16 protein-coding genes and 1 pseudogene are annotated in these 18,851 nt (G+C 67.7%); 6 read left to right on the forward strand and 11 right to left on the reverse strand.

Annotated elements, in window-relative coordinates; translation table 11 throughout:
* The first annotated feature begins 51 nt into the window (after nt 1–51).
* A complete protein-coding gene (locus ACXI0D_RS04715) occupies nt 52–2,049 on the forward strand; it encodes a bifunctional DedA family/phosphatase PAP2 family protein (protein WP_479642359.1) in 1,998 nt (665 codons plus the stop codon).
* A gap of 167 nt (nt 2,050–2,216) precedes the next feature.
* On the opposite strand, the gene ACXI0D_RS04720 is transcribed toward ACXI0D_RS04715, so the two are convergent.
* The 3 genes from ACXI0D_RS04720 to ACXI0D_RS04730 all read right to left on the reverse strand — a co-directional run bounded on the left by ACXI0D_RS04720 (nt 2,217) and on the right by ACXI0D_RS04730 (nt 5,051).
* Nucleotides 2,217–2,795 carry an LON peptidase substrate-binding domain-containing protein gene (locus ACXI0D_RS04720; RefSeq protein WP_119006748.1) on the reverse strand — a complete coding sequence of 193 codons (579 nt, stop codon included), beginning with the start codon at nt 2,793–2,795 and terminating at the stop codon, nt 2,217–2,219.
* Complete coding sequence (gene mpl, locus ACXI0D_RS04725) at nt 2,792–4,156, reverse strand: UDP-N-acetylmuramate:L-alanyl-gamma-D-glutamyl-meso-diaminopimelate ligase (protein ID WP_049446580.1); 1,365 nt, start codon at nt 4,154–4,156, stop codon at nt 2,792–2,794. Before mpl ends, ACXI0D_RS04720 begins: the two co-directional genes overlap by 4 nt.
* Before the next feature lie 331 nt (nt 4,157–4,487).
* Nucleotides 4,488–5,051, reverse strand: a complete 564-nt coding sequence (locus ACXI0D_RS04730; protein ID WP_014038375.1) for an adenylate kinase — start codon at nt 5,049–5,051, stop codon at nt 4,488–4,490.
* Between the two features lie 136 nt (nt 5,052–5,187).
* On the opposite strand from ACXI0D_RS04730, the gene ACXI0D_RS04735 reads away from it, so the two are divergent.
* The 3 genes from ACXI0D_RS04735 to ACXI0D_RS04745 all read left to right on the forward strand — a co-directional run bounded on the left by ACXI0D_RS04735 (nt 5,188) and on the right by ACXI0D_RS04745 (nt 7,914).
* A complete protein-coding gene (locus ACXI0D_RS04735) occupies nt 5,188–6,444 on the forward strand; it encodes a 6-phosphofructokinase (RefSeq protein WP_049446582.1) in 1,257 nt (418 codons plus the stop codon).
* 165 nt (nt 6,445–6,609) lie between these two features.
* Nucleotides 6,610–7,404 carry a hypothetical protein gene (locus ACXI0D_RS04740; protein WP_479642360.1) on the forward strand — a complete coding sequence of 265 codons (795 nt, stop codon included), beginning with the start codon at nt 6,610–6,612 and terminating at the stop codon, nt 7,402–7,404.
* 120 nt (nt 7,405–7,524) lie between these two features.
* Nucleotides 7,525–7,914, forward strand: a complete 390-nt coding sequence (locus tag ACXI0D_RS04745; RefSeq protein WP_479642361.1) for a DUF488 domain-containing protein — start codon at nt 7,525–7,527, stop codon at nt 7,912–7,914.
* A 122-nt stretch (nt 7,915–8,036) separates the two neighbouring features.
* Here ACXI0D_RS04745 and ACXI0D_RS04750 read toward each other — a convergent pair whose 3' ends face one another.
* Nucleotides 8,037–8,540, reverse strand: coding sequence for a hypothetical protein (locus tag ACXI0D_RS04750; RefSeq protein WP_049446586.1), 504 nt, complete (start codon nt 8,538–8,540; stop codon nt 8,037–8,039).
* Nucleotides 8,541–8,823: 283 nt separating this feature from the next.
* On the opposite strand from ACXI0D_RS04750, the gene ACXI0D_RS04755 reads away from it, so the two are divergent.
* Nucleotides 8,824–10,851 carry a sodium-translocating pyrophosphatase gene (locus tag ACXI0D_RS04755; protein ID WP_479642362.1) on the forward strand — a complete coding sequence of 676 codons (2,028 nt, stop codon included), beginning with the start codon at nt 8,824–8,826 and terminating at the stop codon, nt 10,849–10,851.
* A gap of 497 nt (nt 10,852–11,348) precedes the next feature.
* Here ACXI0D_RS04755 and ACXI0D_RS04760 read toward each other — a convergent pair.
* The 5 genes and pseudogenes from ACXI0D_RS04760 to ACXI0D_RS04780 all read right to left on the reverse strand — a co-directional run.
* A pseudogene (locus ACXI0D_RS04760) lies at nt 11,349–11,912 on the reverse strand (TonB family protein); the annotation flags it as partial.
* Nucleotides 11,913–12,039: 127 nt separating this feature from the next.
* Nucleotides 12,040–12,465, reverse strand: a complete 426-nt coding sequence (gene exbD, locus ACXI0D_RS04765) for a TonB system transport protein ExbD (protein WP_049446592.1) — start codon at nt 12,463–12,465, stop codon at nt 12,040–12,042.
* Between the two features lie 9 nt (nt 12,466–12,474).
* On the reverse strand, nt 12,475–13,203 hold the full coding sequence (gene exbB / locus ACXI0D_RS04770; protein ID WP_479642363.1) for a tonB-system energizer ExbB: 729 nt from the start codon (nt 13,201–13,203) through the stop codon (nt 12,475–12,477).
* Nucleotides 13,190–13,657: a YbaN family protein gene (locus ACXI0D_RS04775; RefSeq protein ID WP_479642364.1), complete on the reverse strand. Its 468-nt coding sequence runs from the start codon at nt 13,655–13,657 to the stop codon at nt 13,190–13,192. Before ACXI0D_RS04775 ends, exbB begins: the two co-directional genes overlap by 14 nt.
* A 31-nt stretch (nt 13,658–13,688) precedes the next feature.
* Nucleotides 13,689–14,276: a biliverdin-producing heme oxygenase gene (locus ACXI0D_RS04780; RefSeq protein WP_479642365.1), complete on the reverse strand. Its 588-nt coding sequence runs from the start codon at nt 14,274–14,276 to the stop codon at nt 13,689–13,691.
* A 106-nt stretch (nt 14,277–14,382) separates the two neighbouring features.
* Here ACXI0D_RS04780 and ACXI0D_RS04785 point away from each other — a divergent pair, with 106 nt between their 5' ends.
* On the forward strand, nt 14,383–14,640 hold the full coding sequence (locus tag ACXI0D_RS04785) for a DUF2789 domain-containing protein (RefSeq protein ID WP_010483993.1): 258 nt from the start codon (nt 14,383–14,385) through the stop codon (nt 14,638–14,640).
* 64 nt (nt 14,641–14,704) lie between these two features.
* Here the strand turns inward: ACXI0D_RS04785 and ACXI0D_RS04790 are convergent, their stop codons facing one another.
* Both ACXI0D_RS04790 and ACXI0D_RS04795 read right to left on the reverse strand, forming a co-directional pair.
* Nucleotides 14,705–17,623 (reverse strand): TonB-dependent receptor, encoded by a 2,919-nt coding sequence (locus ACXI0D_RS04790; RefSeq protein WP_479642366.1) that lies wholly within the window; start codon nt 17,621–17,623, stop codon nt 14,705–14,707.
* Nucleotides 17,624–17,913: 290 nt separating this feature from the next.
* Nucleotides 17,914–18,849, reverse strand: a complete 936-nt coding sequence (locus ACXI0D_RS04795) for a FecR family protein (RefSeq protein WP_119006752.1) — start codon at nt 18,847–18,849, stop codon at nt 17,914–17,916.
* Nucleotides 18,850–18,851: the final 2 nt, after the last annotated feature.

An 18,851-nucleotide genomic window follows, 5' to 3' on the forward strand; every position in this document is an offset into this window, starting at 1 on the left:
GGTCACGAAGCGGCTGGGAACCAGTCACCTTCACGCCCCTATAATCGGGCAATGGACTCTTCATGGATCGACGCCACCCTCGCGTGGATTGCCGCTCACCCCGTGCTGGCGGGTGCCGTTATCTTCCTCATCGCCTTCTGCGATGCGGTGATCATTCTCGGTGCCATCGTGCCGGCCCTGCCGCTGTTGTTCGCGGTGGGCGTGTTCATCGGCCTGGGCCAGATCTCCGGGCCGTATGCGGTGGCGGCGGCGGCGCTGGGTGCGTTCGCCGGTGATGGCATCAGCTACTGGATCGGCCGCCGCTGGGGCGACCGCCTGCGTGGCGTGTGGCCGTTCAGCCGCTACCCGCAGCTGCTCGACCGCGGCGAGAACCTGTTCCGCCGCAATGCCTTCAAGAGCATCCTGATCGCACGCTACGTGGGCGCCATCCGCCCGTTCGTGCCGGCCATCGCCGGCATGATGAAGATGCCCGCCAGCCGTTACATGCAGGCCAGTGGTATCGCCAGCATTTCGTGGGCGGTACTGTTCCTGGCACCGGGCTGGGTGCTTGGCGAGGCCTACGACGCGGTGGCTGCAGTGGCCGGGCGGCTGGTGGTGGTGGTCGGCCTGCTGGCGGTGATCCTCGGCCTGGTCTGGGCCATCGTGCTGTACGGCTACCGCTGGTCGGCCGCGCGAATGGACAACTGGCTGGCGCGCCTGCTGGACTGGTCCAACCGCCACCCGACGCTGGGCCGCTATACCGTCGGTGTGCTGGACCCGAAGCGACGTGAGTCGGTGCCACTGGCGATGCTGGCGCTGATGCTGCTGGTGCTGGGCTGGGGCTGGTTCGCACTGCTGACCGTGGTGGTCGCGCACGGTGAACCGCTGGCCATCGACCTGCTGGTGCACCAGGCCATGCTGGCCCTGCGCAACCCGTTGGCCGACTACCCGATGGCCGCGCTGGCGTCGCTGGGCGCCTGGCAGGTACTGCTGCCGGCCACCGCGGCGGCGATGGGCTACCTGATCTGGCGCCGGCGCTGGATGGCGGCCGCGCACTGGCTCGCCGCCCTCGCCTTCGGCCTGGCATTGACCATGCTGCTCGGTGCCACCGTTGATGTGGTGCGACCGATCGACGCCAGCAGCGGCTTCGGCTTCCCGTCGGTGTCGGTGACCATGGCCACCATCACCTTCGGCTTCTTCGCAGTGCTGATCGCCCGCGAGATGCCCGGCCGCACCCGCGTCTGGCCCTACCTGGTGTCGGGCATCGTGGTCAGCCTGATCGGCTTCTCGCGGCTGTACCTGGGCGCGCATTGGCTGAGCGATGTGATCGGCGGGATGCTGTTCGGCACGTTCTGGCTGCTGGTGCTGGGCATCGCCTATCGCCGCCGCTTCAACCGCTCGTTCTGGGTGAAGCCGGTGGCATGGCTGTTCTATGGCGTCTTCGCCGTCGCCGCGATGTGGTACGCACCGCGCCACATTCCGGTGAAGCTGGAACGCTTCGAGCCGACCCTGCCGGCCCCGCAGGCAATGGACACGCAGGCCTGGTGGCAGCACGACTGGGCGAAGCTGCCCGCGCGCCGCAACGAGTTCGATGATGACCAGCGCTGGCCGCTGGACGTGCAGGTGGCGGGCCCGCTGGCGCCGCTGCAGGCGCAGCTGGAAGCACGCGGCTGGAAGCGGCAGGAACAGGCCGGCTGGCAGGAGGCGCTGCTGATGCTGGACAAGAACACCGGTGCCGACGAACTGCCGGTGCTGCCGGCCACGCTGGAAACACGGGTGGAAGCGCTGCTGATGGTGCGCCAGGGTGCGCAGGCGGATGAGCGCTATGTGCTGCGCCTGTGGCCGGCGCCGGCCCAGCTGCAACCGGGCAACATGCCGCTATGGCTGGGCAGCGCGCAGACCCTGCGCTACGAGCGTCATTTCGAGTGGATCGGCATGTGGCACCCACTGCGTGGCGTCGATCCGGCGCTGAACGCGGTGAAGGACGCCGTGCAGGACCTGCCGCAACGCGAGGACGTGCACAGCGAAACCGGGCTGCCGGTGCTGCGGTTGAAGACCACAGCGCCCTGACCGCAAGCGACGTACTGTGGAGCCGAGCCCATGCTCGGCTGCGCTTCGCACGGTCCAACAAGCCGAGCATTGGCTCGGCTCTACAGTAGATCCACGCCATGCGTGGATGGCATTCCACGCATGCCCCAGCGTGTGCACCAAGGTGCACACCCACCCAAGGCAGGCTGCTACGGCATCCAGCCCAGCAACTGCTGCAGGCGCTGGTGCGGGTCGTCCATCTGCAGCAGCTGCAGGCGCTGCTGCTCGCTCAGCGGCAACAGCTCGGCCAGCCGCCAGCCGACCCAGCTGGCCTGGTCCAGCAACGCCGGGTTGGCCGGCGCATAGGCCTCGCCGGCCTGTTCGATGATGTGCCCCAGCACCGTGGCCAGCAGCGCGTGCTGCGGCCGCAGTTCGTCGTCGGGGTCTTCCTCGCACCAGCGCACGTCGGCCACCACCAGGCCGTTGTCGCGCACGCGGGTATGCTCGACGTGGAAACGGCGGGTTCCGCGCAGGCGCAGCTGCAGCACGCCATCGGCGCCGACATCGAAGTCTTCGATGCGCACCTGCACGCCATAGGCCGCCGGTGTCGCTGGTGCGCCGACTTCCTCGCCATCGAGGATCAGGCAGACACCAAACCCCTCACCACTGCGGCCGCTGTCGCGGACCAGGTCCAGATAGCGCCGCTCGAATACACGCAGGCCCACCGCCGCACCCGGTACCAGCGTGGTGTGCAGCGGAAACAGCGGCAGCGGGCTGTCGACGCTCATCGGGCCTGCAGCGCGGCGAGGAAGCGGCGCGGGGCGCCGTCGAAGCCACCGTTGGACATGAACACCACGTGGTCGCCGCTGCGCACGCTGGACTGCAGCTGCGCCAGCAATGCGCCGGTGTCCGGCACTGCGTGCGCCTCACCGCGCACCGCGGCGATCACCGCAGCGGCATCCCAAGCCAGTTCCGGGCGATGCAGGAAGACGACTTCATCGGCCAACGCCAGCGACGGTGCCAGCGCCTGCGCATGCGCGCCCAGCCGCATCGAGTTGCTGCGCGGTTCCATCGCGACCACGATGCGCGCATCGCCCACCTTGGCACGCAGGCCTTCCAGCGTGGTGGCGATTGCGGTCGGGTGATGGGCGAAATCGTCGTAGACGGTGATGCCGTCATGGCTGCCGATCACTTCCATGCGGCGCTTGACGCTGCGGAAGCGCGCCAGCGCCGGAATCACCTCGGCCGGCGCCACGCCCACTGCATGCGCGGCGGCCAGCGCGGCGAGCCCGTTGAGCACGTTGTGGCGGCCCAGCAGCGACCACTGCACGTCGCCCAGCGCCTGCCCACGATGGTGCACGCGGAACGCGCTGCCATCGGCGACCAGCAGTTCGGCATGCCATTCCAGCGACGGATCGAATCCGAAGCGCTCGACCGGGGTCCAGCAGCCCATCGCCAGCACTTCGGCCAGATGCTGATCCTCGCCGTTGACGATCAGGCGGCCACGCGCCGGCACCGTACGCACAAGGTGGTGAAACTGGCGCTGGATCGCCGCCACGTCCGGGAAGATGTCGGCGTGGTCGTATTCAAGATTGTTGAGGATGGCCACCAGCGGCCGGTAGTGCACGAACTTGCTGCGCTTGTCGAAGAAGGCAGTGTCGTACTCATCGGCCTCGACCACGAACTCGCGGCCCTGGCCCACGCGGGCGGAGACACCGAAATCCTCGGCGACGCCGCCGATCAGGAAGCCCGGTGATCGCCCGGCGCTTTCCAGCAGCCAGGTAAGGATGGTGGTGGTGGTGGTCTTGCCGTGGGTGCCGGCCACGGCCAGCGTGTCGCGCCCCGGCAGCACCTGCTCGGACAGCCACTGGGCGCCGGAAATGTAGCGTTGGCCGGCATCGAGCACGGCCTCGACCGCGGCATTGCCGCGCGACAGCGCGTTGCCGATCACCACCTCGTCGGTGCCGGCCGGCACGCTGTCGGCGCGGTAGCCCTGGTCCAGGGTGATGCCCAGCTGTTCGAGCTGGGTCGACATCGGTGGGTAGATGGCCTGGTCGCTGCCGCTGACCGAGTGGCCCAGTTCCCGCGCCAGGGCGGCCACGCCGCCCATGAAGGTGCCGGCGATTGCAAGGATATGTACGCTGCTCATGACCGAGGATTGTGACCGATGACGGCTGTATAGGGCCAATGTCCGATCCCGGGTAAGACAACCCCTACACGGGATGTGAGAAAACTCCAATCAGCTGTCAGGGAATTCCCGATAGCGATGTTCTGTGAACCCGGACACAATTCGAACTGCCAGCCGCAGTACCCGAACCGGTCCTACTCCCCAAGAGGCCATCCCCAAGGGAGCTCATGCTGCGGGGCCCTGAGCAAGCCCTTCGCTGGCGCCTATCAAACGACACAGGCCTGATCCTCGCGGACCAGGCCTGTGTTTTTTTGCGCCCGATGAGCCGGCAGTTCGCGCCGGCCCAGCCGGATCAGGCCTTGATCGCCGCCAGGATGCGGGCTTCGATCTCGTCCAGCTCACCGACGCCATCGACGCGGGCCAGGGTGCCACGGCCGGCGTAGAAATCGACCACCGGGGCGGTCTGGTCGTTGTAGACCTGCAGGCGCTGGCGCACCGCTTCCGGATTGTCATCGGCGCGGCCCTGCTCCTTGGCACGACCAGCGATGCGGTCGACCAGCAGCTCGGTGGCCACGTCCAGCTGCACCACGGCATCCAGCGGCTGGCCGATCTTGGCCAGCAGGCCGTCCATCGCATTGGCCTGGGCCACATTGCGCGGGTAGCCATCGAGGATGAAGCCCTTGGCGACATCAGCCTGGGTCAGGCGCGACTCCAGCATGCCCAGCAGGATGTCGTCCGACACCAGGTTGCCGGCATCCATCACCGTCTTGGCCTGCTTGCCCAGCTCCGTGCCGGCGGCGATTTCCGCGCGCAGCATGTCACCGGTCGAAATGTGGGCGATCCCCAGCTTTTCCTTCAGGCGCGTCGCCTGTGTCCCCTTGCCCGAACCGGGCGGTCCCAACAGAACCAATCGCATTGACCTGACTCCAACGTGTTGAAAACAAAGAAGGTTCGCGTCCCGGACGGTCCGGTATCGCTGCACCGCAATAGCGCCACTTTACCGCATCCGGGTAATGTCCCTGCAATGTCCCCTCCCCCGAGCAGGTAGCAGCATGCGCAACGGTACTCTCCTTTATGCCCAGTCCGGCGGTGTCACCGCCGTCATCAATGCCACGGCGGCAGCGGTGATCGAGCAGGCGCGGGCCAAGGGCATCAAGGTCCTGGCCGCCCGCAACGGCATCCTCGGCGCCCTGCGCGAGGAGCTGATCGACACCAGCAAGGAGAGCGCCGCGGCCATCCGCGCGCTGGCCCACACCCCGGGCGGCGCCTTCGGCTCGTGCCGGGTCAAGCTGAAGTCGCTGGACGCCGACCGCGCCCGCTACGACCGCCTGCTGGAGGTGCTGCGCGCGCACGACGTGCGCTGGTTCCTCTACAACGGTGGCAACGATTCGGCCGATACCGCGCTGAAGGTCTCGCAGCTGGCCAAGGCCTCCGGCTACGACCTGACCTGCATCGGCGTGCCCAAGACCATCGACAACGACCTGGCGGTGACCGACACCTGCCCCGGCTTCGGCTCGGCGGCCAAGTACACCGCCGTCTCGGTGCGCGAGGCGGCGCTGGACGTGGCGGCGATGGCCGAGACCTCCACCCGCGTCTTCATCTACGAGGCGATGGGCCGCCACGCCGGCTGGCTGGCCGCGGCCGCCGGCCTGGCGGGCAACGGTGATGACGAAGCGCCGCACATCATCCTGCTGCCCGAGCGCGCCTACGACGAGGCCGCGTTCCTGGCCAGGGTGAAGGCCGTGGTCGAGCGCGTCGGCTACTGCGTGGTGGTGGCGTCGGAAGGTATCGCGACCGCCGATGGCCGCTTCGTCGCCGACGCCGGTGGCGGCAAGGACTCATTCGGCCATTCGCAGCTGGGCGGCGTGGCTGCCCACCTGGCCGCACGGGTCAAGGACCAGCTGGGCCTGAAGGTGCATTGGGCCCTGCCCGACTACCTGCAGCGCTCGGCCCGCCACCTGGCCAGCAAGACCGACTGGGAGCAGGCGCAGGCAGTCGGCAAGGCCGCCGTGCAGCTGGCGTTGAAGGGCCAGAACGGCGTGATGCCGGTGATCGTGCGCAGCAGCGATGCGCCCTATCGCTGGAAGATCGAAGCGGCGCCGCTGTCGAAGATCGCCAACCACGAGAAGAAAATGCCGGCCGGCTTCATCCGCCGCGATGGCTTCGGCATCACCGCCAAGGCACGCGCCTACCTGTCGCCGCTGATCAAGGGCGAGGCACCGCTTCCCTATGGCGCCGATGGCCTGCCGAAGTACGTCACCCTGAAGAACGTGGCGGTGAAGCAGAAGCTGCCGGCCTTCGAAGGCTGAGGTGCACCTGCGCCCTGTGCGGAGCACGGGGCGCATTGCGGCGACCGCCGAAGCACCCCACAATCGGGCTCCGGCCCGGGGCAAAGGGGCCGCCGCAAGCCAGATTCGACGCCGCCCGGCCTGCAAGGCCAGGGCCTGTGCTGCCATTCCACAAGGACTGTAACCATGAAGCACCCGATCCTGATCGCCGCGCTGCTGTGCGGTGCTGCCACGCCGGCCTTCGCTGCGACCTGCGAAAGCAACTTCCAGAAGAAGGGCAATCCCTTCGTCGGCACGACCTTCACTTCATCGGTCACCCATCCGGACCTGACCGTGGCCAGTGCCATCGGCCAGATGCGGGTGATCGCCAAGAACGCCAACATGGACGTCCTCAGCGAGGACGTGGAAGGCGGCTCGATGCTGATCGAAGAGCCGGAATCCATGGCCCACAAGCCGATTCCGATGATCATCAGCGCCACCTCCGAAGGCGGCCAGGGCACCGTCGGCATGGTGGTGAAGGTCAACAAGGGCGCCATCGCCCCCGCCGACGGCGTGCGCGAAGAAATGTGCAAGCTGCTGAACCAGATCAAGCCGGGCAAGGCTGGCGAACAGGCGGCCAAGGCCACTCCGCAGGCGTCGGTGGTGACCATTGCCGCCGACCGTTTCGGCTTCCAGCTGCGCAACCAGAACAAGGACAACCCGGCCGCGATCGAGCCACGCTACAAGGGCAAGACCTACGCCATCACCGGTCGCATCACCACCGTGCTGCGCAGTGGCGGCACCTACAACACCAGCTTCGACCTGCCCAGCGATGGCAGCATCGACTTTGAGCGCGTGGCCATTTCCTGCTCGTTCGCAGCCAACCAGGCCGCGTATGCGCTGGCCCTGCGCCCGCGCGAGAAAGTCACGCTGACCGGCGCGGTCGACAATTACGACCAGATCGGCCGCGTGCTGTGGCTGAAGGACTGCCGCGGCAACTGACCGCTGCCGGCTTGAGCGAAGGCCCGGGTGCGCAGGTGCCCGGGCCTTTTCATTCCCGCAGCGGTTCACGCTTGGCGCACGTGCATCGCAGGATGATGGATGCCCCGCCTGGAGATCATCATGGCACTGCGTGTTGTTCGACTGGGTACGCCGCGCCAACCCGGCGAGGGACTGCGTATCGGCACCGTCAGGCGCCCGCCGCGCGGCGTGCCACGCAGCGAGTTCGCCCGACAGGACTGGTACGACGTCTGGTTTCCGACCCTGTCACCCAGCGCGGAGCTGGTGAAGCGGGCGCATGAAGCGAAGACCGCCGCCGACTGGACTGCTTTCTTCCGCCACTACAAGGCCGAGATGAAGGCGCCCGATGCCGCCCACGCGCTGGACCTTCTGGCCGCGATGTCGCAGCACAGCGACATCAGCGTGGGGTGCTACTGCGAGGATGAAGCGCACTGCCACCGCAGGGCATTGCGCGAGCTACTGGTGGCACGTGGGGCAATGCTGGCGGAGTGATGGTTACAGGGTTGCCGGCCAGCGGCCGGCACTACCAGGTTGCCCGCCGGGCATGGCCCGGCACTACCGATGCGCAGCGAAGTAGATCCACGCCATGCGTGGATGCGCGCTACTGGACGGCCTCAATTGCAGGCCTTGCCTTCCATCTGCAGCTCCGCGGCGAACATCGTCACCTGCGGAATCTGGCCGGCCGCCGCCTGCTTCTTCGCCTCTTCCAGATAGATGCGCGACTGGCCCTGCCCATCCAGCTCGACCTTGTTGCTCGACGGCAGGCGCCACACCCGTACCACCGCCTGTTGCGCCGGGCACGCGGCGTTGGGCACGCGGATCACATCATTGAGCTTCCAGCCCTTGTCGGCACTCGGCTGGGCCTTGGTGTAGTCGACAAAGCGTGCACGTGGCTGGCACTGCTCGCTGGTACGCACGGCGGAGAAGCGGTACGGCGCAGCGGCATCGCCGGTGAACGCACCTTCCAGCCGCGCGCAGGCCTCGGGAATCTGCCGCAGCGTATGCACCGCGCCCACGGCCTGGGGGGCGCCCACTGCGCGCTGGAGTTCCGGGGTTTCTGCGGCGAGTGCCGGCACAGCCGGGACCAGGGCGGCGAGCATCAACAGGGACAGGCGCATGGGGGATCTCCTACGGGGCTGTGCGCAGGCTTGCAGAGGCTGGCTTAACGGGGTGCAAAGGCGCATCTATCGAGCAGCCACCGCGCTCGCCGGGCATGGCCCGGCGCTACCATCCGGGCGCAGGTGCACGCATACTGCGGGCACCAGGGAATGCTGAACACCGCCATACGTCGGACGACCACCAAGGTCGGTACGGGTTGGTTCCAGGCTGCAGCCCGTCGTCCCCCTCGTGGTGCCGTTGCATCGCCACTGGATGCCTACATCCATTCTGCGGAGGGGTCTAATGCTGGAACGTCACGGGCTGTCACTGGCGCTGGGCTGCGCCATTCTCGCGATCCTGTTCGGAATCGTCTCGGCGCGCTGGATCCTGCGCCAACCCACCGGCAATGAGCGCATGATCGCGATCGCCACCGCGATCCAGGAAGGTGCGCGCGCTTACCTCAACCGCCAGTACCTGACCATCGGCATCGCCGGCGTGGTGCTGTTCGTGCTGGTCGGCATCTTCCTCAGCTGGTACACCGCGATTGGATTCGCGGTCGGCGCGGTGTTGTCCGGCGCCGCCGGCTATATCGGCATGAACGTGTCGGTGCGCGCCAACGTGCGCACCGCAGAGGCGGCACGCCACGGCATCAGTGCAGCGATGGACGTCGCCTTCCGCGGCGGCGCCATCACCGGCATGCTGGTGGTCGGGCTGGGCCTGCTCGGTGTGGCCGGTTACTACGCGCTGCTGCTGCGCATGGGCCTGCCGATGGAACAGGCGCTGCACGCGCTGGTCGGCCTGGCCTTCGGCTCCTCGCTGATCTCGATCTTCGCGCGTCTGGGCGGCGGCATCTTCACCAAGGGCGCCGACGTCGGTGCCGATCTGGTCGGCAAGGTGGAAGCCGGCATTCCCGAGGACGATCCGCGCAATCCGGCGGTGATCGCCGACAACGTCGGTGACAACGTCGGCGACTGCGCCGGCATGGCCGCCGACCTGTTCGAAACCTATGCGGTGACCGTGATCGCCACCATGCTGCTGGGCAGCCTGATGCTGGCCGAGGCCGGCGCCAATGCGGTGCTGTATCCGCTGGTGCTGGGCGGCGTCTCGATCATCGCCTCGATCATCGGTGCGCTGTTCGTCAAGGTGAAGCCGGGCGGTTCGATCATGGGCGCGCTGTACAAGGGCGTGATCGTCTCAGGCGTGCTGGCCGCCATCGCCTTCTATCCGATCACCACCGGGCTGATGTCCGACAACGTGCATGGACCGATGGCGCTGTACGGCTGCGCGTTGATCGGCCTAGTCCTGACCGGTCTGATCGTCTGGATCACCGAGTACTACACCGGCACCCAGTACAAGCCGGTGCAGCACGTGGCGCAGGCGTCGACCACCGGCCACGGCACCAACATCATCGCCGGCCTCGGCATTTCAATGAAGTCGACCGCGCTGCCGGTGGTGGCGGTGTGTGCGGCGATCTGGGGCGCGTTCGCGCTGGGCGGCCTGTATGGCATCGCCATCGCCGCCACCGCGATGCTGTCGATGGCGGGAATGATCGTTGCCCTCGATGCCTATGGACCGATCACCGATAACGCCGGCGGCATCGCCGAGATGGCCGAGCTGCCTTCGGAGATCCGCGACATCACCGATCCGCTGGATGCGGTGGGCAACACCACCAAGGCGGTGACCAAGGGTTACGCGATCGGATCAGCGGCGCTGGCCGCACTGGTACTGTTTGCCGACTACACCCACAACCTGCAGGCAGCACATCCGGGGCAGGAATTCCGCTTCGACCTCAGCGACCACACGGTGATCATCGGCCTGCTGATCGGCGGCCTGATCCCCTACCTGTTCGGTGCGATGGCGATGGGAGCGGATGGCCGCGCGGCGGGTGCAGTGGTGGAAGAGGTGCGGCGCCAGTTCCGCGAGATCCCCGGCATCATGCAGGGCACCGGCAAGCCGCAGTACGACAAGGCGGTAGACATGCTGACCCGCTCGGCGATCCGCGAAATGATCGTGCCGTCGCTGCTGCCGGTCGCCGTGCCGGTGGTGGTCGGCCTGCTGCTGGGGCCGCGCGCACTCGGCGGTCTGCTGATCGGCACGATCGTGACCGGCCTGTTCGTGGCCATCTCGATGACCACCGGTGGCGGCGCCTGGGACAACGCCAAGAAGTACATCGAGGATGGGCACTTCGGCGGCAAGGGCAGCGAAGCGCACAAGGCCGCGGTGACCGGCGATACCGTCGGTGACCCGTACAAGGACACCGCCGGCCCGGCGATCAATCCGCTGATCAAGATCATCAACATCGTGGCGCTGCTGCTGGTGCCGCTGTTGTAGATCCACACCATGTGCAAACCCGTAGAGTCGAGCTTCTCGACTCTACAGGTTGCGCCCGCCTCAGCCACCGGACGACAAGCAGCACGACGGCGATCATCCAACAGGCGTAGATCGGCCGGTCCCAGCCATCGAAGAGGCTCAGCGGGCTGCCGATGAAGGCGAACGAGGCCAGCCACGCGCAGAGTACGCCGGGCAGCCACCAGCCACGCCAGATGCAGAAGGCCGCGAACAACAGCAAGGGCAAGGCCAGGATGATCGCCGGCGTGAACGGTGCCAGCGAAAGAACGGCCACGCATGCAGCCAGGAACACGCTGCACCAGGGCCAGCACCCGTATCGTCCGTGTCGCCATGCCAGCCTCCGCGCGTCCATTGACGGTCGTGCACGAGCATAACGCCTGCGCGCTGCCGTGAATTCCGGTTGGGGTCAGAGCCCTTTCCTGCGGAAAGGGATCCGGACCCCGATAGCGATCACCAGCTTCGCGCAGGAAGAAGGACACCGGCACCATCACGTCCACCGGGTCGCCGGCCACTTCGGCCGGCGGCGCCGTTGCCGGGCTTGCCCGCTGCACCGTGCTGCCAGCGTCTCCTGGTCGAGCAGCGCGAAGCCAACTGCTGCGGCCCAGCTTCAACCCCGAGACCGCGCCATCGCGGGCCACGGCAAAGCGCACGTAGACCACGCCCTGCTGGCGCAGCCGCTCGGCCTGGCGCGGATAGCGCCGGTGCTTCTGCAGGTGCCCGAGCAGGCGTCCTTCCCAGGTCGCCTCGGCACGACTGCGCTCGCCGGCCGTGGTCTGCGGTGCGGTGTAGCGTGCGGCCGCGTCAGCAGCCACCTGCGGCGGTGCGCTGGTCTGCGCGACATTGGCCTCGGCGGTATCCGGCGACGGCGTTGGCTCCGGTGTACGCGGTGGTGGCAGGTCACCCTGCGGCTGTACCGGCGCCTTGGGTTGCTCACGCACGGCTGGCGTCGGCGCCTGGCGCTGCTGTTGCTGCTGCAGCAGCCCGGTCGCGACCTCGCGCGGCGGCACCGGCGGTGCCTGTGCCATCGGCGCCAGTTCCAGCATCAGTGCTGCGGGCGGCGCCGTTGCAGCCAGTGCTGGCGCACGGGCCGCCCACCAGCAGGCCGCGCCGATCAACAGCGCATGCACCAGCAGCACGATCGCCAGGCTGGTCGCCCAGCGCCGCAGTCCATCATCGTGCGCCCTGCTCCAGGCCAACCAGCGCCACCTTCAGGTAGCCCGCTGCACGCAGCGCGTCCAGGGTAGCCATCAGTTCGCCATAGGGCACACGGGTATCGGCACGCAGGAAGATGCGCTGCGCACTATCGCCATGCGTGGCTGCCTGCAAAGCAGCGGCCAGCCCGTCGCGCCCCACCGGCTGCTCGCCAACGCGCACCGACAGATCGGCCTGCACGGTCACGTACACCGGCGCCTGTTCCGGCGGCGTGGCGCTGGCACTGCTGGCCGGCAGCTGGACCGGCACCGACACGGTGGCCAGCGGTGCGGCCACCATGAAGATGATCAGCAGTACCAGCATCACGTCGATGAAGGGCGTGACGTTGATCTCGTGCGCTTCTTCCGGTGCATCGTCACGGTCGGACGCGGTCCTGATCGCCATCGTCGTGCCTCAGTGCACCGCACGCAGCGGTGCCGCTGCGGTACGCGGCACGGCACGATCGAGATCACGCGAGACCAGCTGCTGCACGGCCGCCGACAGATCGCCGAGCAGCCCACGCAGGCCAGCCAGCACGCGGCTGAAATGGTTGTAGACCAGCACTGCGGGAATCGCTGCGACCAGACCCAGCGCGGTGGCCAGCAGGGCCTCGGCGATGCCGGGCGCGACCACCGCCAGGTTGGTGGTGTTGCTGTGGGCGATGCCGATGAAACTGTTCATGATGCCCCACACCGTGCCGAACAGGCCGACGAACGGCGCCACCGCGCCGATGCTGGCCAGCACGCCGATGCCGCGCCGTTGCACGCGCGCGGTTTCCAGTTCGATGCGGTCCAGGCGCGAGGCAACGCGTTCCTTGATGCCATCGCGGCTGTCCAGATCCTGCGACAGGCGCAGCTCGGTTCGCGCCGCGTCCAGCATGGCGAGTGCGGTGCCCTGCTGCAGGCTGGCCTCTGCGCTCCCGCCGGGCAGGCTCGGCGCCTGCAGCAACAGCGCGCGCGCTGCACGCAGCTGCCGGCCCTGCCGGGCCAGCTCCCAGCCCTTGGACAGCAGCACGGTCCAGGTGGCCAGCGAGGCAAGTGCCAGCGCGATCATCACCATCTTCACCACCACGTCGGCGGCCAGGTACATGCCCCACGGGGTCAGTGCAGGAGCAGCCACGGGGGCCAGGTCAGCAGGCAGCATCGTCTCGGTTTCCATCAGCATCAGGGGTCGCGGCGCGACGACGGGCCGCGCGCGGATCATTGGCGTCGTCCACTTCCACGACCGGATTGGGCTCCAGCCGCGGTGCCGGGCGGCTGAGCACGTAGCCGGCGCTGACCGCGAAGAACAGGCCCACGCCCAGCAGCAGGCGCCACGACGGATGCGCTCCCCAGCAGAACAGCGCGAAGCCGACCGCCATGCCTGCGCTGGCGAACGCCTTGCCCTTGCGCGACACCGCGCCCTGTTCGCGCCACAGCCGCAGCGACGGGCCGTAGCGCGGATGCGCCAGCAGGCGCTGCTCGAACTTCGGCGAACTGCGCGCGAAGCACCCCAAGGCCAGTATCAGGAAGATGGTGGTCGGCATCACCGGCAGCAGCGCGCCGATCACCCCGAGGCCGACCATCAGCCAGCCCAGCACGAACCAGAGCCAGCGCATCAGCGGTGCGCCGATAGGCGGGAGGCGTGCATCAGGCGAATTCCACTTCAACGTGGCCGTGCACGCTGCGGAACGCAGCATCGGCCGCATCGATCACCTGCTGCTCCTGCTCGGCGCTCAGCGGCACCGCGTCCAGCGCAGCAGTGAATTCACGCCAGTGGCGCGCCGCGCCATCCGGGTGTGCGGCCAGGTGACGGGCACCAAAATCGCGGTCCAGGCCGAGCTTGGCGGCCATCTTGTACAGAATGGTGCCGCCGAGATTGGATCCCTCGGCCACATACAGCCACCCCAATGCGGCGGGCAGTTCCAGATCGGACGGCAACGCCGCGATGTCGGCCGCCGGCAGGGTCTGCTCCAGGTCCTGCAGGTCGCGCGCCACATGGGTCAGGCGGCGGCGTTCGCCCAGGTCGGGCAGCAGTGCATCCAGCGCAGGGTTGGCATACAGCGCATCGATACTGCGGTGGAAGCGGTACTGCACGCGCAGGAAACGGGCGAAGTTGCTGCGGTCGGCAAAGATGTCGCCGGCCATGATGCGCTTGTCCAGCGCGCCATGGCTGTCGCGGGTGGCGGCCTTGAGCCGCAGGCTGCGGCTGTCTTGAGGGGCGATGTGTGCGTTCATGGGGGATGCCAAGGGGGTCGTCCTGCTGTAGACGTTCGCCATGGGGCTTTCCCCAAGGCCATGTACACCGATAATGGCGTATCCCTTCTTCCCGCAGGAACCGACGATGATCACCACCGAACCGCGCATGACCAACCTGTTCCTGCAGCTGGGCCTGGACGCCAGCGCCGAGGGCATCGCCCGCTTCATCCGCGAACACCAGCTGGCCACCGATGTGGAAGTGGTCGAAGCGCCGTACTGGAACGATGCCCAGCGCCAGTTCCTGTCCGAGTCGCTGCAGGCCGATGCCGCATGGAGCACGGTGGTGGATGAGCTGAACGAGTCGCTGCACGAAGATGCGGTGAAGGCGGCGACCGGGCTGTAAGCGGGCTAAGCAGGCTCGCTGGGGTCAGAGCCCTTTCCACAGGAAAGGGATCCGACCCCGCCGATCAGTACTTCCAGGTCAACGCCAACCGTGCGGTACGGCCCGGGGCCGGCATCACGCCCAGGGCCAGCGGGTCCAGGTAATAGCGGTCGGTCAGGTTGTCCACGCCCGCTTCCACCGAGAGCTGGTCGTTGAAGCTCCAGCTGGCGAACAGGTCGACCAGGGTGTTCGGCTGGTACAGCTGCTGGATCGCCGACAGGCCCACGTTCCAGTCCTTGTCCAGCTTGCTGATCGGACCGGCGTTGTGGACCACGCGAGTACCGAAGGTCAGGCGCTCGTCGAACAGGCGCGAGCCCAGGGTCAGGTTGACCATATAGCGCGGCGGATTCTGCGTGTTGGTGTACGAACCCTCGAAGCCGCCGTCCACGCAGTTGGGCGTGTTGGCCAGCTCGCCATTCTTGCGCTGCGCCCCATAGGCGCGGCGCTCGGCGGCGATGTCCGGCGCACAGGTCTTGGCCTTGAAGTAATAGTGCGCGGACAGATCGGCAAACACCTTGCCGCTGTCATAGCTGGACTGGAACTCCATGCCCGAGACCTTGAACTGGTCGACGTTGCGGATCAGGCCGGCCGACAGCGTGCGGTAGTCACGGGTGATCAGGTCGTCGATGCGGGTATCGAAATACGCCAGCTTCAGCGCCAGGCGGTCGCCGGCGGTGAACAGGTCATAGCGGATGGTGCTGGCGCCGATTTCCCAGCTGCGCGCGCGCTCCGGCTTCAGCTCGCCCACCGGTTTGGCGGCGGTGAACAGGCCCAGCGTGGTCTCGAACAGGCTCGGCAGCTTGGTACCTTCGGCGTACTTCACGTAGACCATGGTGTCTTCGTTGAAGCGGTAGGCCACGCTGGCGGTCGGCGAGAACGCGCTGTCGCGACGGCGGATCGGTTGCGACCAGCTCCAGCTGACCGGCACTTCCAGGTCCTGCGGCTTGCCGGCGTCGTAGAAGTTCCAGCCGGCGATGTCGCCCACTGTGCCCTTCTTGTACGGCGAGGCCAGCAGCGAGGCCTGGGTGAAGTTGCCGTTGGCATCCGGATACCAGTTCAGCAGCGCGATGCGCTTGGCGCGCCACGACGGCAGCGCCGGGTTGCCATTGAGCAGTTCGGTGTAGCGGTACTGGCCCTGCACCTCGTAGGCATCGGGCGTGGCCAGGCGGTTGCGGTCATGCACATCCACGCGGTTCCAGCGACCACCGGCCAGCAGCTCCCAGTGCTCGTCGGGCTGCCACTTCAACGAGGCCACGGCACTGTATTCCTTGCGCTCGGCGTTGCGCAGGAAACGGTTGTTGACCAGGTCGTCGTGCATGACCGGCCCCGAACTGCCCGGCGCGATGTCTTCGTCACTGTAGGACAGGCCGTAGTCGAGCGTGAATGCACCGGCACGGGTATCAAACCTGGAAGTGTTGCTGGCATCCAGGCCGAAGCGCTTCTGCCGCAGCGGATTGCGGTAGGCATCCTTGTAGCCGGGGTCACCGCTGAAGCTGGGCGCGTCATACCACTCGGTGCGGCGGTCGAAGTACCACGGCGTGATGCCGGTCAGGCTGTTGTACATCACGCTGTCGGTGTCGGTGTACGCGGCATTGACGCGCAGGTCGATCAGTTCGCTGTCCGGGTTGAAGCGGTAGCGCAGGCTGTAGCTGTCCATGTCGACATGGCCCGGATCCCATTGCGGAATGCGGTCACGATCCACGCGGATGATCTGCGAGGCCATGATCTCGCCAGCGGTACCTTCGTAGCGGCGGTAGCCGGCCTCCAACGTCTGCGCGTCGTCGATGCGCCAGGTGCCCTTGAGCAGCGCCGACTTCGAGCGCGAGGAGGTATTGAACACCTCGGTACGCGGCGGATTCAGCGGCGCCAGCGTGCGCCGGTCCTGCGGGAAGTCGTCGTAGCCATGGCGGCCGGAGAAGTAGTTGCCGTTGTCGCGGTAGGCGTAGGCGGCGACCAGATCGAAGCGGTCCCAGTGCCCTGCGCCGGCCACGTTGAAGAACTGGCTGCCGGTGGCGCTGCGATCGTTGCGCGGCGCAGCACTGTAGGACGGCAGGTTGTTGGCACTACCGTTGGCGAGACCACCGCGCACGCGCACGCCGAAGTCGCGGCCCTCGCGCAGCACGTCACCGATCTTCAGCGTCTCCATCTCGACCACGCCGCCGATGCCGCCGGAGGCATTGGCCTGCAGGCTCGGGCCCTTGGTGATGGTCAGGCTGGAGATCAGGTCCGGGTCGAGGTAGGTGCGCTGTGACTGGCCGGCATAGCCACGGTAGGTATCCATGCTGGACTGGCCACCGTCGATGATCACCGGCACGCGGCCCTGGCCCTGGATGCCACGGATGTTGACGTCGAAGCCGTTGCCCACGCGCGGATCACCAGCCGTGACACCGGCCACGCCCTTGACGATGTCGCCGTTGGAGGTACCACGGAAACGCTCCAGGTGCGTGCGGTTGAGCGTGGTGGTGGAGCCCACGCTGCGGTAGCTGTCGAGCAGGCGCGCTTCATCACTGGTCGCACCGCTGTCGACGCGGTCACCGGCCACGATCAGCGTGTCGGTGACAATCACGCCGTCCCCGGCCTGCGCCGACGTCGCCGCTTCCAGAGTGACCGCATCGGCACTGACCCGGCGCACCGCCAGGCCACTGCCCTGCAGCAGGTGCTGCAACGCCTCGTTGGCCGACAGGCTGCCGCTGACCGCGCGCGAGGTTACGCCACGCGCCAGCGATGCGGGGTACACCACCTGCACGCCGGACTGGCGCATGTAGCTGCGCAGCGCGTCATCCAGCGGTTGCGCCGGAATGTCGAAGCGCTGCACGGCGGCGTGGTCGCCGCTGGCGCTCTGCGCCAGTACGGACGGCGCGGCACTGGCCAGGCCAGCCGCCAGCAACGCGATGCACAGGCGGGACGGGCGCAGCACGCGGCCCGGACGATGGGAGTCGAACATGGGGGAACCTGTCAGGTAATCGGTGCCGCGAACGCGGCGTCATCCGCAACACGGGCGGACACGGCGACGTACGTGGCGGCGGCGGGTACGTTCGCGGAGTAAGACGGATGAAAGCGTGGCAACCCCAAGGGGATTTGCAGTCGCGGCAGGTACCTACGGTTGCTCGGCCGGTTGTAGCGGTAGGTGCCGAACGTTGGCCGGCTGCTTGCAGCGGTGGGTGCCGACCGTTGGTCGGCTGGTTTCAGTGGTGGGTGCCGACCGTTGGTCGGCACAGGGGGAATGGCGTCGATCTACCGATGGACGATGGCGACGCCGAGCGGCAGCCGGGTCACCTGCAATCCGGCCGTCGCGGCCAGCGCATCCAGCGCCTGTTCCGGGCGGTCGATGCGCAATGCAGCACTGACCGCCGGCAGCTGCGACAGATCACCACGCACGAAGGTCGGGCCAGCGCGATAGCGTCCCACCCACTGCACCGCGTCGGCGACGCGGGCCTGTTCCAGCAGCAGCTCGCCCTGGCGCCAGACGCCGACGCTGTCGGCCGCCACGTCCCCCAATCGCCTCACACCACTGTGTTCACCGTAGACCGCACGCTGGCCCTGCTGCAGGTAGGTCCAGCCACCGTCAACCGGGCTGGCCATCCGTACCCTGCCCTGCCCGACCTGGGTTTCCACCTGGTCCTGGCCCCGCGCCACAGTGAAGGCGGTCGAGATGTCCTCGACCACGCCATTGCCGGCGCGCACGCTGAAACGTCGCTGCGCATCCGGACTGACCTCGAACCAGGCACGTCCGCGCAGCAGCTCGACCTGGCGGGCGTTCGCATCAAAACGCACCGCAATCGCACTGTCGGCATCCAGCACCGCGCGACTTCCATCAGGCAGCAGCACATTCTGCACCTGGTGCGTGCTGCGATGATCGGACTGCAGGCGCAGCCACGCCTCCGGCCATGCCACCAGCATCGCCAGCATTGCCGCCGCAGCCATCGCCCAACGCAGTCGGCGCGGGCGTCGGCGATCCACGTGCGTGGCCGGCACGCGCGGCCCAACGCTGCGCCACAGCGCGCGCTCGTGTTCGAAGGCCCGGCGGTGCCCCGGCTGTTGCAGCCAGAATTCGAACGCCTGCATGCGCGCATCGGTGATATCGCCCGAGGCCAGCCACGCGATCCAGCCCCGGGCCTGTTCGGCCAGGGCATCGTCATTGGCGGCGGGCAGCATGTTCGGCGGGCTCATCG

This window comes from Stenotrophomonas sp. C9D9, from assembly GCF_056491205.1.

Coding starts and splice junctions, on each gene's coding strand:
- exbB (WP_479642363.1), bottom strand. CDS start 13,203: ATGCTGCCTGCTGACCTGGCCCCCGTGGCTGCTCCTGCACTGACCCCG.
- mpl (WP_049446580.1), bottom strand. CDS start 4,156: ATGAGCAGCGTACATATCCTTGCAATCGCCGGCACCTTCATGGGCGGC.
- ACXI0D_RS04740 (WP_479642360.1), top strand. CDS start 6,610: ATGAAGCACCCGATCCTGATCGCCGCGCTGCTGTGCGGTGCTGCCACG.
- exbD (WP_049446592.1), bottom strand. CDS start 12,465: ATGGCGATCAGGACCGCGTCCGACCGTGACGATGCACCGGAAGAAGCG.
- ACXI0D_RS04750 (WP_049446586.1), bottom strand. CDS start 8,540: ATGCGCCTGTCCCTGTTGATGCTCGCCGCCCTGGTCCCGGCTGTGCCG.
- ACXI0D_RS04735 (WP_049446582.1), top strand. CDS start 5,188: ATGCGCAACGGTACTCTCCTTTATGCCCAGTCCGGCGGTGTCACCGCC.
- ACXI0D_RS04730 (WP_014038375.1), bottom strand. CDS start 5,051: ATGCGATTGGTTCTGTTGGGACCGCCCGGTTCGGGCAAGGGGACACAG.
- ACXI0D_RS04790 (WP_479642366.1), bottom strand. CDS start 17,623: ATGTTCGACTCCCATCGTCCGGGCCGCGTGCTGCGCCCGTCCCGCCTG.
- ACXI0D_RS04795 (WP_119006752.1), bottom strand. CDS start 18,849: ATGAGCCCGCCGAACATGCTGCCCGCCGCCAATGACGATGCCCTGGCC.
- ACXI0D_RS04720 (WP_119006748.1), bottom strand. CDS start 2,795: ATGAGCGTCGACAGCCCGCTGCCGCTGTTTCCGCTGCACACCACGCTG.
- ACXI0D_RS04745 (WP_479642361.1), top strand. CDS start 7,525: ATGGCACTGCGTGTTGTTCGACTGGGTACGCCGCGCCAACCCGGCGAG.
- ACXI0D_RS04755 (WP_479642362.1), top strand. CDS start 8,824: ATGCTGGAACGTCACGGGCTGTCACTGGCGCTGGGCTGCGCCATTCTC.
- ACXI0D_RS04775 (WP_479642364.1), bottom strand. CDS start 13,657: ATGCGCTGGCTCTGGTTCGTGCTGGGCTGGCTGATGGTCGGCCTCGGG.
- ACXI0D_RS04780 (WP_479642365.1), bottom strand. CDS start 14,276: ATGAACGCACACATCGCCCCTCAAGACAGCCGCAGCCTGCGGCTCAAG.
- ACXI0D_RS04715 (WP_479642359.1), top strand. CDS start 52: ATGGACTCTTCATGGATCGACGCCACCCTCGCGTGGATTGCCGCTCAC.
- ACXI0D_RS04785 (WP_010483993.1), top strand. CDS start 14,383: ATGATCACCACCGAACCGCGCATGACCAACCTGTTCCTGCAGCTGGGC.